The following is a 12,927-nucleotide window of genomic DNA, read 5'->3' as shown; positions in this document are numbered from 1 at the left end:
CGCCGGTCCGGATGTTCACCTCGTGACCCCGGTCGGGCCGGCGCCGGGCGGCTCCCCGGCCTCCGGGCGGTAGCCCATGCCGCGGACCGTGGCGATCCGGCCGGCGCCCAGTTTGCGGCGCAGGTAGCCGACGTAGACGTCGACGATGTTGCTGCCGGGGTCGTAGTCGTAGCCCCAGACGGCGGACAGCAGCTGCTCGCGTGCGAGCACCTGACTGGAATGGCGCAGGAATGTCTCGGCCAGGACGAACTCCCGCGCCGTGAGATCGACGACCCGGTCGCCGACGCGGGCCCGGCGGGTGCGCAGATCGAGGGCGAGGTCGCCGCAGCGCAGCACAGTCGGCTCGCCGTCGGCCCGTTCCGGGCGCAGCCGCAGCCGGATCCGGGCCAGCGACTCCTCGAACCGGAACGGCTTGCTCATGTAGTCGTCGCTGGCCGTCGCCCACGCAGGTCGGCACGAAGCCGTTGGAGCACAGCTCCTTCGCCACGAACGAGGCGATCCGGTGCTCGTCCTCGGCGATGAGCACCCGGTTCGTCATCCCTGTCTCCCACCGGCTCCGCCGCGCCCACGTACGCCCGCCGCGCCATGGTGTTCCCCGCCGTCGGCCGCGGGGCCGCCGAGCTCGACGCGTCCAGGCTCGCGGCCGGCTTCGTGGACAGCGGGGGCATCGGGACCGGTTGCGACCGGCGCGCCGCCGCCTGGTTCCGCTTCGCCCGGCACGGCGGGTCCACCCGGCAGGGCGGGACGCGGCTCGTGGTCACGAGAACCCTGATTGAACAGGCTCAGTTCGAGGGTGAAGGTCGCGCCCTCGCCTGGCTCGCCGCTCACCCGTACGGTGCCGCCGTGCGCCGTCGCGATCGCCCGCACGATCGCGAGACCGAGCCCTGCTCCCCCGCCCGCCGGGGACGCCGGCCGCGTGTAGGCACCGCGGGCGAAACGCTCGAAGACGCGCGCCCGGTCACCCGGCGCCACCCCGGGGCGGGAGTCGGCTACCCAGAAACGCGCGACGCGATCGTCGGCGGCCGAGCCGATCGCGATCGTGTCGCCGGTCCGGGTGTGCTCGGCCGCGTTCTGCGCGAGCTGCAGCAACGCCTGGGTGAGCCGCTGCCGGTCGGCGAGCACCCGGCCGTCCCCGACCGCGTCCAGCCGCCACGCGCGCGGGGCCAGCGCCCTCGCCTTCACGAACAGGTCGGTGGTGAACCCGGCGAGGTCCACCGGCTCGCGGCGCAGAAAGTCGGGCCGCTCCGCCTTCGCGAGCACCAGCAGATCGTCGACCATCCGGCTCATCCGGTCGAGCTCGTCCAGGACGAGGGCGACAGTCTCGGCCCGGTCGTCCGGGTCGTCCGGGTCGTCGCCGAGCAGTTCCAGATGCCCGCGGATGATGGTGATCGGGGTGCGCAGCTCGTGGCCGGCGTCGTCGACGAAAGCGCGCTGGGTCTCGAACACCTGCTCGAGGCGATCCAGCATGCTGTTGAATGTCCGCGCCAGCTCCGTGATCTCGTCCCGCCCGCCCCAGCGGAGCCGGCCGAGCCGGCCGACGCGACGGCGGCGACGGCCGCGACGCCCACGGCTCCCCCCGGCACCGCCAACTGAGCCAGCGCCGCTGTCCCGACCGGCTCCATCGTGGAGCCGCACGGCCACGGCACGGCGCGACCGGCGGACGCCCCACCCGCCGCCGATCGGGATGCGCCGGGACAGATCCGTCTCCGTGATCGTCTGCGCGGTCCGGCGGACCATCCGCACCGGGGCGAGAACCCGCCCGGCGACCATCCAGCCGGCCGCGCCGGCGACGGCCAGCGCGCCGAACCCGACGACGCCGAGCACCCTGCCCACCTCGTCCACCTCGGCGCGCTCCCGGTCGACGAACACGGCCGACACGAAGACGCCCCGCTCGGGGTGGCCCCACACGCGTACGGGGACCGCGACGTAGCGCACGTCGCCGGCCGAGGTGCTCACCCGCCCGTAGTGCGGCTGGCCGGTCGACACCGAGGACACGAAGGCCGCGCCGACTTCCCAGACCAGGAGGTCTACCACTCGGGCAACGGCGCGCAGCTCCGCCTGATCACCTGTGGCGGCACCTTCAACCACGGGACCGGCCACTACGTCGACAACCTCGTCATCTTCGCCCATCTCGCCTGACGGGAGCTACCGGGTCGGCATGAGGCAGGCCCGTCAGTCATCCCGCCGGCCACTCCGTCGGTGAAGTCCAACGGGCCGGGCCGCGGCCCGGCCGTCAGGGGCCGAGGCGACGGCGGCGTCGACCGCCAGGGCGGTGACGAGTACCCCGGGGCCGGCCAGCGGCAGCACCGCCGACCCGCCCTGGTCCCGTGCGGTGCCGGCCGCCACCACGGCACGCCCGACTATCCGGTGCCGGGCAGCCGCGCACCGCGACCGTCGGCTCCGGCAGCAGGTCGAGCGCCCCGCCCGCCTCGACGTCCGCCTGGATCTCCAACACGGGTAGACCCGGTCTTCGCTGGTGTGACGTCACCTCGGCGATCTTCTTCGGGGTCATGGCCTGCGCGGAGAGCAGGATCATCAGCCGGGCGGCCAGGTCACAGCGGGACCCGACCCCGCGCGTGGGCGGGGCCGCGGTCGATGTGAGCTGCCCGGGATGATGTTTGTGGTCGAGGTGGTGACCGGTGCGGAGGCGGACGGGTCAGTGCGGGTACAGGCTGGCGTGATCTGGGAGGTCTGCGAATGGGGCCCGCAGCGACGCGTGATCGGCTCCCCGCTAGACACGGCGTGCGGCGCTTCGGGGCTGTCAGGTCGGACCAGCGGGTTTCTCGCCCGGGAGGCGACGAACCGGTGCAAGGCGCGGGACCGGGTTCGTCGCCCGCGGGACTGCCGTCGCTTGAGTCGGACGCGTGATGCGGCTGAGGCGCTTCATCGGGTGAGAAAGTGCCGACCTAACCCGCTAAATAAGGCCGTCTGGTAGCAGGTTGACTACTTTAAGTGTGCCCCAAACGGGGCTCGCTACAGAATAGTGCAGGTCCTGCCAGGGGCTTCGCCGCTGGAAGGCTGGTCGTCGAGGGGAACTTCCTGGTCGGCTCTCTACGGGTGCGAGCGGTGGACCATGCGCCAGACCGCGCGGTACCACCGCCGGGATGATGGGCAGATACGGCCGGCCGCCACCCGCTACGGCAGGCGGAGCCTCTCGGTGGGCTGCCCGGTGAGCGCGGCGATCAGCTCGAAGTCCTTGTCGACGTGCAGTACCACCAGCCCGGCGAGCTCGGCTGTGGCGGCGATGATCAGGTCGGGGACGGACGGTGCGCGGTGGTGCCCGGTGCTGGCGAGCAGCTCTTGGATCTCGACGGCTCTGGCTTCGATACGGGGCGTGGTGTTCTCGACGGGCATCGCCGAGACCAGTGACCGGCGTAGCCGGACGCGGAGATCCTGAGCGGATCGTGCGGAGAAGCCGACCTCCAGGATCGTGACCGTCGTGATCCGGATCAGGCCGTGCTGGATGTGGGACAGCCACCGGTCGGCGTCGGGGTCTCGCTCAGCAGGACGAGGGCGGACTTGTCGATGAGCCAGCGCCGTGCCGTCTCGGCTGTGGCGGTCACGACCAGGCCTGCCGCATGACCTCCGGGTCGGCGAGATCGCGGAATGCGGCACTGAACCAGCGCAGGTCGTCGAGGGTCACCGGGGTGACCGAGCGTGCCGCATCCTGGGCGAGCTGCCGGCGGAGGTACTCGTTGCGGGACAGGCCGAGCCGGGCGGCGTGCGCCTCGACAGCGGCCAGCACGTCATCGGGCACGCCACGGATGAGCACATCGGACATCGGCCGCACCTCCAAGCGATATCCCATGCTGTCAGCAGGCGTGGCCCGTGGCCCGGGCAAGCGGCGGGATTGTGGGCCGTCGTGGCTTCATCGGCGGCTTCCTTGGGACATCACCGCATTCGCGGGTGTTTTATCCAGAAGCCGTTGCGGGACCTGAACAGGAGCACCTCCATCGCCGAGCTGATCATTGCCGGCAGGCCGGGGCCGCTGCGGAGGACGTCACCGACTGCGTCGGTGACGTCGGTCAGGAGACCGCGATCCTCGGCCGGACGGCCCCGCCCAGCTCCGTAGCTGTCGATGTCGCGTTGCACCTGAAGGCCACCCAACGTGCGCCCCGGGTACCGAATCCCGTCGAGCGTGCGGGACCCTCTAGATTCGTGCTTGATAGCCGGGCCTCAGGGGCAAGGGGACAGGCAATGGCGACCGTGGCGCGTGACCGGTTGGCGAGGATGTTGCGCGGCGACACGGAGACCGCGTTCAGCGTGGAGCTGACGGCGAGCACGGATGACCTGAGCCTCGAGGTCGAGGGCATCGGACCCGTCACGTTCCCGGTGCCGTACGCGCAGGCCCGCAAGCTCCTCGGCCTCGGTCAGCCTGCCCGGTTCGGTCGCGGTGAGGAGACGCTGATCGACCCGGGCGTCCGTGACACGTGGGAGATCCCGAAGAACCTCGTTCATGCCACGTGGGACGACGACGCGTTGAACGTCATCCTGACAACGGCGAAAGATGAGCTGGGCCTGCCGATCGCCGCCGAGCTGACCGCCGATCTTCATTCCCTTCTGGTGTACGAGCCGGGCCAGTTCTTCCTCGCTCATCAGGACAGCGAGAAGGACGACTCGATGATCGGCACCCTGGTGGTGACGATGCCGTCCACCTACACCGGCGGCGAGCTGGTGGTCAGGCACAACGGCGAGCAGCGGGCCTGCCGGGGGTCGAAGACGGAGCTGTCGCTGGTCGCCTTCTACGCCGACTGCCGGCACGAGGTCGCCGAGGTGCGGTCGGGGTACCGGATCGCGCTCACCTACAACCTCCTGCTGCGTGGGGACACCTCCTTGCCGGAGGGCGACGAGGGAGCAGTCGCCGAACTGGCCGGTTTCCTTCGTGAGCATTTCGGCACACCGGTGCTCACCTACCGCCCCGGAGCCGCGTCCGGCCCGCCGAACCGGCTCGTCTACCTCCTCGACCATGAGTACACCCCGCGCGCGCTGGGCTGGGATGGGCTGAAGGGCGCCGATGCCGCGTGCGTGTCCCTGCTGCGGGCCGCGGCCGAGCGGGAGGGGTACGAAACCGTCCTCGCGCTCGCCGACGTCAAGACGACGTACAGCGCGTACGAGGCGGACGACGACTACGGATACGGCGGAGGACGCTACGAGGACGACGACGAAGACGAAGGCCCTGACGGCTCGGCCGACTACGAAGTCCAGGAACTGATCGACGTCGACATCACGCTCACACACTGGACCGGTCCGGGCGGCGACCGGCTGGAGGCGACCTCGCTGTCCGTCGGCACCGACGAGGTCTGCGCGTCCACCGGGACGGACGACCTTGAGCCCTATACCTCGGAGTACGAGGGCTACATGGGCAACTGGGGCAACACACTGGACCGCTGGTACCACCGCGCGGCGGTTGTCGTATGGCCGCGCGAGCAGGCCTTCGCTAACCGTGCCGAGACCTCGCCCGCCTGGGCGCTCGACGCGCTCGCCGAGATGGCGCCGGCGAACGCGAAGGCCGCCGTGGCGACACTCGAGCCGTTCTGGGACGGCGTTCTGCGCGCACGGTCGCCGCGGGACGAGGACAGGATCTCCGGGATTTTCGGCAAGGCGCTGCGAACGGCGGACGTCGTGGCGGACGCGGCGACCGCGTCGATGCTGCTGCGCCCGTTCCGCGTCGAGAACCTGACTGTGGAGGACGCCGCGCCCTTCGCGAAGCTCGCCGGCCGGTACGGCCAGCAGTGGACCATGGAACTGCTGCGGACGTGGGCCGGCGCGGGACAGCCGACCTGGGCGATCGGCGGACCGGAACGCAAGCGGTGGGTGGCGGGATCGCTTCCCGGTCTGTGCGCGGGGCTGCACGCCGCGCACGGCGCCGGCGCGGCGACCGCACGGCTGCTTCTCGACCTGGCTTGGGAGTGGCTGCGTGAGGCCATCGGCATCGCCATCAGGTCGTCATCCCCCCGCCACCGCGACAGCGGCCTCGACGACCTGGGCGCACCGCTCGCCTCGGTGCTGACCGCCGCCGCGACCGGGGCGGCGAGTACCCGGGACTCGGCGGCCGGGTACCTCCGGCGGCAGCCGGACACCGTCACCGCGCTTGTAATGCCCGCGCTACGCGCCGCGGCGGGCCTACCCGGCGACGGCCCCCGCGGCGAGGCGGGTTTCGGCGCCCTGGCCGCGGACTGCGCCGCGCGGCTGCGTGCCCGGCTGGCCCTCCCTCGGCGCGTGCCCACCGACTGGTCGATCGAGCTGCCCGCCGGCGGTTGCACCTGCGACCTGTGCGACACCTTGCGCACGTTCCTGGCGGACCCGGACCGGCGCACCCTCGAATGGCCGCTCGCCGAGAAGCGCAGGCAGCATGTCCACTCCCGGATCGACATCGCCGAACTGCCCGTCAGTCACGTCACCCGGCGCCAGGGCCGCCCCTACACGCTCATCCTCCACAAGACCGACGCGCTCTTCACCGAAGAGGCCAGGGCACGGGACCGGGACCAAGCCGATCTGGACTGGCTGGCTGCCGAATGGCACCCGATGTGATCATCTACTCCCGTGAGGCCGGGCTGGCCAAGCCGGCAGGCGTCCTCTTCCGCATTGATGTGTCGAGACGGTCGGGTTGGTGCTCGTGGTGCGGTACGACGCGCTGTCTGACGGCAAGGTAGGGCACGAACCCGTGCACATCGTCGTTGGTTGGTGCTAGCCATTCAACCAATAGTTCGGAGGATGCTGACTAACAGTGCCGGAGCGCCGACGTATGACAGCGAAGAGTTGCCAGAGCGGATGAACGAACCCGTCCATCGCCAACTTTTTGCAGCAGATCGACTACTCTCTGGTGCCCCCAACGGGATTCGAACCCGTGCTACCGCCTTGAAAGGGCGACGTCCTGGGCCGCTAGACGATGGGGGCAGCGGACCGGAGATGCGGCAGCGGATGATCCACCGCAGCGCCGGGCTTCAGAACAGGGCAAGCATAGGGGATCGTCCGCTCCGCCGACAAACGCGTGCCGTAGACCGCTGGCCGGAGGACGCAAAGTCGATCATGTCGGCGGGGGCTCCGGCGCGGCGACCGCGGGCCCCGGGGGCGGACCGAGCGCGGGGCGTGGGTCGACCCGGCGGTAGCGCGACCGGAAGAACGCGCGTACCGGACGTCCGCCGATCGAGATCGTGTGTTCGATGGTCACCGGCGCGGCCGATGCGGCCGGAGTGCCCGGAGTGGTCCCGTGCGGCGGTGCCGCCGGGCGGGGGAACGGGACTTCGAGCGGCGGCGTGATGTCGAATGACAGGGTGACGTCGTCGGATCTCGCCCGGGATGTGTTCGGGTCGTAGACCCGCAGCCTGACCCGGTTTCCGCGCTGTTCGTACGCGTAGGCGAGGACCTGGTGATTGAGGCCGAGGCGCAGCGGGTCGGCCGAGTGGACGGTGATGACGCCGAGCGGGCAGAGCAGACCGCGATCCAGGTCGAGGCGGATCCGCGGCCATTCCCGGTCGACGCTGATCCGTCCGACGCCGGGGCGGGTCAGCGGTCCGCGGGTCAGGTCGGTGTCGGCCGCGCTGGTCAGGCGGTAGTAGCGGTAGACCCCGCGCGGGATGTCGAAGCTGTCGAAGAGCCGGCGCACGATGTAGCGGTAGAGGGGCGTCCCGGCGGCCGGTGGGCTGGTGATCTCCGGAGGCGCTACGCCGAACTCGAACATGTCGCGGACGGCGTAGATCATCCCGCCGCACAGGCCACGGCTGGCGTCCCCGATCGGCACCGCTCCGAGGCCCGCGACCGGGATCCGCAGGACGGGCTGGCGGGGGAAGGAGTTGGTGAAGCCGAAGGCGTGGGTGCTCGGGAGGAAGCCCGGCACGGCTGCGCTCCGCCCGCCGGACCGCTTCCGTGCTGTTCCGTCCTGCATGGTGCCGTCACCCACGGCGCCGCCCGGCGTGGTGCCGTCGCCCGCCCCTTCGTCGGTCACGTCTCCATCTTCACGTCCCGGCGGGGTTGCCGGGGTGGATGTCGTCAGGACTCTCGATGCGGCCGGCGTTCGCGGTGGCGGCCCACTGGTGCCCCGGTCACGCGCGGGGGCGCGGGTGGGGCGGCGGGGAGCCGCACGGTCCGGCGGGGGCGAGGGTAACGGGACGGTGGACGGCCAGCGCGGCGCGAACGGTCTCGGTCAGGCTCGTGGGGGTGAACGGCTTGGGCAGGTAGGCCACGCCGAGGTCACCACCGCCGTCGGCGAGCATCCCGCGGCTGTAGGCGGAGGTGAAGACGACAGGCAGGCCCGGGAACATCCGGGTCAGTTCCTCGGCGAGCTGACGGCCGTTGCGGCCGGGCAGGATCACGTCCGTGACGAGCAGATCGACGGAGGTCAGCCGGCGGGCGAGCGTCCGTGCCGCCCGGCCGTCGGCCGCGCACACCACCCGGTAGCCGGCACCGCGCAGCACCCGCTCGGCCAGGCGGCGGACGGCGTCGTCGTCCTCGGCGAGCAGGATGGTCGCGCAACTCCAGGCGTGCCGGGCGGCGTCTGGCCGGTGCCGGTCGTTCGGCGCGGCTGATCGCCCCGGCGCACCCACCGGGGCGGGGCGGTTCGTCCTGACCGCGCCGCGCGGCCGGTCGCTCAGGTCGGTGCCGGTGTCGCCCCGGGCGTGGTCCTCGACCGCTCCGCCGGCTGTCGTGGCGACAGCGCCGGCCGACGGGAGACCGGGCCCGTGTCGGCCGGGCGCGTGTCGGTCGGGGTCGTGGAGACCGACAGCGGTGACGCCGGGTGCGGTGACGCCGGGTGCGGTGACGCCGGGTGCGGTGACGCCGGGTGCGGTGACGCCGGGTCCGGCGAGGCCAGGTGCGGCGAGGCCAGGTGCGGCGGCGCCGGGTCCGGTGAACGGGGCGTCGTTGAGCGCGGGTTCGTTGAGCGCTGGTTCGGCGAACGCGGGGAGGTCGACCCGGAACGTGGCGCCGAGTCCCGGGACGGAGTCGACCTCGACGGTGCCCTCGGCCTGGCGCACGATCCCGTACACGGTCGCCAGCCCGAGGCCGGTTCCCTTGCCAGGGTCCTTGGTGGTGAAGAAGGGCTCGAAGATGTGCGCGCGGACGTGCTCGGGCATGCCGTGCCCGGTGTCGGCCACGGTCAGCCGCACCAGCCGCCGCGGTGGGACGTCGGGGTGGGACGCGGAGGCGACGTCGTCGACGACGACCACCCGGATGAACAGCCGCCCGCCGTCGGGCATCGCGTCCCGGCTGTTGACGACCAGGTTGACCAGAACCTGCTCGAGTTTCCCGCGGTCGACGCGCACGGTCGCGGGCCGCGCCGAGGGCATCACGACCAGCTCGATGTCCTCGCGGATGAGGCGGCGCAGCATCTCCTCGAGCCCGCGTACCAGGTCGTTGAGGTCGACCGGCCCGGGGCGGACGTCGACTGTGCGCGAGAAGGCGAGGAGCTGGCTCGTCAGGCCGGTGGCGCGCGCGGCCGCGTCCCGCACGGCGGTCAGGTCGCGGTGGGCGCCCTCGTCGAGATCGCCGCGCGCCAGCACGAGCGTGGCGTAGCCGTCGATGACGGTGAGCAGGTTGTTGAAGTCATGCGCGATGCCGCCGGCGAGCTGGCCGAGGGCGTCGAGCCGCTGGGCCTGACGCAGCTGGGCCTCGATGTTCTTCTGCTCGGTGACGTCGGTGACGATCGCGAGCGTCCCGTCGACGGTGCCGGCCGGCCCGAGCCGGGCGGTGAGCGCGACCTGGGCGCAGACCTTGCGGGCGTCGGAGTGCCGCAGCGCGATCTCGAGGCGGCGGACGGCGCCGGCCCGCACCGCGTCCAGCGCGGCCGTGATCTCGGCGCGGTCGGTGTCGGACACCAGGTCCGTGAACCGGGTGCCCAGCGGTGTCCCGCCGACGATGGCGGCGAACCGGGCGTTGCGGTAGGTGATGTGCCCGTCCGGGCCGAGCAGGACGACGCCGTCGGCCGTCGTCTCGACGATGCCGCGGTAGCGCTCCTCGCTTTCGCGCAGGGTCTGCTGTGTGGCCTCTCGCAGACGAAGATCCTCGAAGAGCGCGGTACCGCGAACGAGCGCCGGGAAGCGACTCCGTAGCGTCCAGTACCAGACGCCGACGGTTGCAGTGACGACGTCCCAGGTGATGGTGAGGAACTGGACGTCGATCAGCGTGCGGCCGGCCGGCCCCGCGGGCCCGCCGCCACCATGCCCGCTGCCGCTGTGCCCAGCGTGTGCGGCCGGGCCGGTGGCGTGCGGGAGTTGGAGGATGTGCGAGCCGTGCCCGATCGCGCAGGTGAAGAAGATGGCGGCGGTGGCCAGGCCGAGCGGGTTGTTGCGCCACTGGCCCGACCGCCACAGGCCACGCGCGATCGACAGGCAGATCGCGAGGTAGGCGGCCGTCGTCGCGGCGTTGGCCAGGGTCGCCGTGGTCGAGCCGTTCACGGGCTGTGGTCCGTGCCCATGGGCGGCCGTGCCGTGGCGGGTGCCCGGCTCTCAGGTGCGTGTACGAGTGTCATCCGAACGTGAATCGTCCGTATGACCTCGTATCTCGCCACATAAAATGCTATTTGAGTGCTCAAATGGGTACTTCTGATGGCGGACTCCCCCACGGCGCCTCATCTTGCTCCGTTCCGCGGTGGGGTGAAAGAAGAACCCCCGTGGTCCCACGTGTGCCCCTGCGAGACAGTCAGAAGTGCGGGAGGTACGCAGGGGCCACAGCGGTTATCCGGTGCCGGCCCGGCTGAGCGATGTAAAGCGTCCCGTCGGGACCCACGGCGACCTGCTTCGGATCGAGCACGGGCACCTCGCCCGACCGCGCCGCGGCGACGGCGACCCTGCCGTCCGGGTGGATCGCCAGCACCCGGTCTCCGGCGGGATCAGCCAGGTAGACGGTGCCGTCAGGCCCGACCGCGAGCCCGGTCGGGGTGCCCACGTCGGTGCCGGTCGCCGGTGCGCCATCGGCCGCGGGCCGGCCGCCGTACGCCGTGCCGGCCATGGTCCCGATGCGTCCCGCGTGGTCGACGCGCCGGATCCGCCGCTGGTCCGGGTCGGCGATGAGCAGGCGCCCCGCGCCGTCCACCGCGAGAGACTGTGGACGTCCGATCGCGGCCCGCGTGGCCGGCCCGCCGTCGCCGGAGTAACCCGGTTCGGCGGTGCCGGCGATCACCCGTGCCGTCTCACCCGGTCCGAGCCGCCAGACCCGGTGGCTGTCGGTGTCCGCGATGAGGAGGACGCCGCCGGGGCCGGTCGTCACCGCGCGTGGCCGGCGCAGCGCTGCGGGCGTCGGCACGGTGGTGATCGTCCCGTCCGGGTCGACCCGGCGGATGCGGTCGTTGAAGCAGTCCGCGATCAGCAGGGTGCCGTCCTCGGTCACCGCGAGGCCGGCTGGATTGTCCAGCTCCGCGGCGGTGGCGGGGCCGCCGTCCCCGGCCCGCCCGGCCTTGCCCGTCCCGGCCACCACGGTCTGGGACGCCGTTACCTGGAACGCCGTCACCCGGGATGCTGTCGGCCGGGGGGGTCCGCCTTTGGTCGTGCCGGGCGCGGCGTCCGCGGCGTCGACGCGCAGGACCCGGTGCGCCAGCGGTTGTGAGACGTACAGTGCTCCGTCCGGGGCGACCGCCAGCGCGAACGGGCTCTCCACTCGCAGGTGCACGACGGCGCGGCCCGCCGGGGCGGGACGGCCGCCCCGGCCCGGCGGGCCGGTCGCGGGTTGCTCGTCACGGGGCGAGCGCCGTCCCGCCCACCGCCGCAGCAGGCCTTGGCGCCGGGTGAGGGGGGAGTCCGCGGTGCTGGTTTCCCGGCCCGCCGCGGTGTCGCGGCCCCTGGGTAGAAGGACGGGGCCCTCGGTGGGTGCGGTTGCGTCGGGGGAGGCGGCGGTGTCGGCGGGTGCGGCGGTGTCGGGTCCGGCCTGTGCTGCCGCGGGTCCGGCCTGTGCTGACGCCGGTCCGGCGTGCGCTGACGCCGGTCCGGCGTGCGCTGGCGCCGGTCCGGCGTGCGCTGGCGCGGGTCCGGCCTGAGTCGACGCGGTCGCGGCGATGAGGACGACGTCCGGCAGATGGACCGGGACGGGGCAGGCCGACAGCCAGCCGGGGCCGAAATCCCGCGCGGCCGCGGCGGCGAGCTCGAGCGCGAAGCCGAGCGCGCTCCGCTGGCGTCGCGCCGGGTCGGGGTCGAGCGCCCGTACCACGACCCCGCCGATCGCCGGCGGCGTCGATCCGGGTGGCGGCGGGCGGAAGCCGCGCAGGTGCTGCTCCGCGAGCTCGACGGGGGAGAGCCGGCGGGAGAACGGTGTCTGCCCCGACAGCAGCTCGTAGAGAACCGTCCCGAGCGCGTACAGGTCGGTCGCCGGCCGCAGCGGGGCCCCGGTGAACTGCTCTGGCGCCATGTAGACGGGTGTGCCGACGATCGTGTTGCCGCGGCCCGTCGTCGTCTCGACGATCTTGGCGATGCCGAAGTCCGTGATCTTCAGGGTGTGGTCGGAGGTGAAGAGCACGTTGTCGGGCTTGATGTCGCGGTGGATCACCTGGCTGCGGTGCGCCGCGTCCAGCGCGGTGGCCATCGCCAGGCCGAACGCGACCACCTCCGCCATCGCCAGCCCGCGCGAGGCGCGGGCGCGCAGCGTCCCGCCGGCGCAGAGCTCCATGACGATCATGCAGAGGTCGCGCCGCTCGACGTAGTCGAAGACGCGGACGATGTGCGGATGCGTGAGCCGGGCGAGCAGGCGCGCCTCCGCGGCAAAGACCTCCCGGCCCACCCCGAGCTCCGACTCGGAGTCGGCCATCTCCGGCACCAGGATCTTGATCGCGGCTGGCCGCTCGAGCCGGACGTGCCGGGCGGCGAACACCAGGCCGAACCCGCCCGTCCCGATCAGGTCGCCGACCTCGTAGCCGGGCAGCGCCGCCTCGATGTGCGCGCGGTCGACGATCACATCAGACTGGCCGCCGAGGACACCGCCAGGCATGCGGATACCGGCGGGTAG

General features: G+C 72.4%; 8 protein-coding genes, 1 tRNA gene and 2 pseudogenes. 1 reads left to right on the top strand and 10 read right to left on the bottom strand.

Going from position 1 to position 12,927, the window contains the following annotated elements; translation table 11 throughout:
* Positions 1-15 precede the first annotated feature (15 nt).
* The 6 genes and pseudogenes from FRANEAN1_RS35615 to FRANEAN1_RS35590 all read right to left on the bottom strand — a co-directional run bounded on the left by FRANEAN1_RS35615 (position 16) and on the right by FRANEAN1_RS35590 (position 4,092).
* Positions 16-538: pseudogene (locus tag FRANEAN1_RS35615) on the bottom strand (response regulator transcription factor).
* Positions 535-2,130: an ATP-binding protein gene (locus tag FRANEAN1_RS37705; RefSeq protein WP_347176897.1), complete on the bottom strand. Its 1,596-nt coding sequence runs from the start codon at positions 2,128-2,130 to the stop codon at positions 535-537. The pseudogene FRANEAN1_RS35615 and the gene FRANEAN1_RS37705 overlap by 4 nt, the downstream one beginning before the upstream one ends.
* A 103-nt stretch (positions 2,131-2,233) precedes the next feature.
* Positions 2,234-2,536, bottom strand: coding sequence for a hypothetical protein (locus FRANEAN1_RS41900; protein ID WP_157472921.1), 303 nt, complete (start codon positions 2,534-2,536; stop codon positions 2,234-2,236).
* A gap of 599 nt (positions 2,537-3,135) precedes the next feature.
* A pseudogene (locus tag FRANEAN1_RS35600) lies at positions 3,136-3,563 on the bottom strand (PIN domain nuclease).
* On the bottom strand, positions 3,560-3,781 hold the full coding sequence (locus tag FRANEAN1_RS35595) for a ribbon-helix-helix protein, CopG family (RefSeq protein WP_041255148.1): 222 nt from the start codon (positions 3,779-3,781) through the stop codon (positions 3,560-3,562). The pseudogene FRANEAN1_RS35600 and the gene FRANEAN1_RS35595 overlap by 4 nt, the downstream one beginning before the upstream one ends.
* Before the next feature lie 110 nt (positions 3,782-3,891).
* Positions 3,892-4,092 (bottom strand): hypothetical protein, encoded by a 201-nt coding sequence (locus FRANEAN1_RS35590; RefSeq protein ID WP_041255147.1) that lies wholly within the window; start codon positions 4,090-4,092, stop codon positions 3,892-3,894.
* A gap of 105 nt (positions 4,093-4,197) precedes the next feature.
* Between FRANEAN1_RS35590 and FRANEAN1_RS35585 the strand changes: the two genes are divergently transcribed.
* The gene (locus FRANEAN1_RS35585; RefSeq protein WP_020464513.1) at positions 4,198-6,531 is read left to right on the top strand and encodes a 2OG-Fe(II) oxygenase; all 2,334 of its coding nucleotides are present in this window, start codon (positions 4,198-4,200) and stop codon (positions 6,529-6,531) included.
* A gap of 290 nt (positions 6,532-6,821) precedes the next feature.
* Here FRANEAN1_RS35585 and FRANEAN1_RS35580 read toward each other — a convergent pair.
* The 4 genes from FRANEAN1_RS35580 to FRANEAN1_RS35565 form a co-directional block, all read right to left on the bottom strand.
* Positions 6,822-6,897: transfer RNA gene (locus FRANEAN1_RS35580), tRNA-Glu, on the bottom strand.
* A gap of 130 nt (positions 6,898-7,027) precedes the next feature.
* Positions 7,028-7,885, bottom strand: a complete 858-nt coding sequence (locus tag FRANEAN1_RS35575) for a hypothetical protein (RefSeq protein ID WP_020464512.1) — start codon at positions 7,883-7,885, stop codon at positions 7,028-7,030.
* Positions 7,886-8,042: 157 nt separating this feature from the next.
* The gene (locus FRANEAN1_RS35570; RefSeq protein ID WP_020464511.1) at positions 8,043-10,391 is read right to left on the bottom strand and encodes an ATP-binding protein; all 2,349 of its coding nucleotides are present in this window, start codon (positions 10,389-10,391) and stop codon (positions 8,043-8,045) included.
* Between the two features lie 244 nt (positions 10,392-10,635).
* Positions 10,636-12,909, bottom strand: a complete 2,274-nt coding sequence (locus FRANEAN1_RS35565; RefSeq protein ID WP_049796099.1) for a protein kinase — start codon at positions 12,907-12,909, stop codon at positions 10,636-10,638.
* Positions 12,910-12,927: the final 18 nt, after the last annotated feature.

This window comes from Parafrankia sp. EAN1pec, assembly GCF_000018005.1.
Classification (GTDB): Bacteria; Actinomycetota; Actinomycetes; order Frankiales; family Frankiaceae; genus Parafrankia; species Parafrankia soli.
The sequence above is the reverse complement of the archived record's forward strand: the minus strand, read 5'-3'. Positions and strand labels throughout refer to the sequence as shown.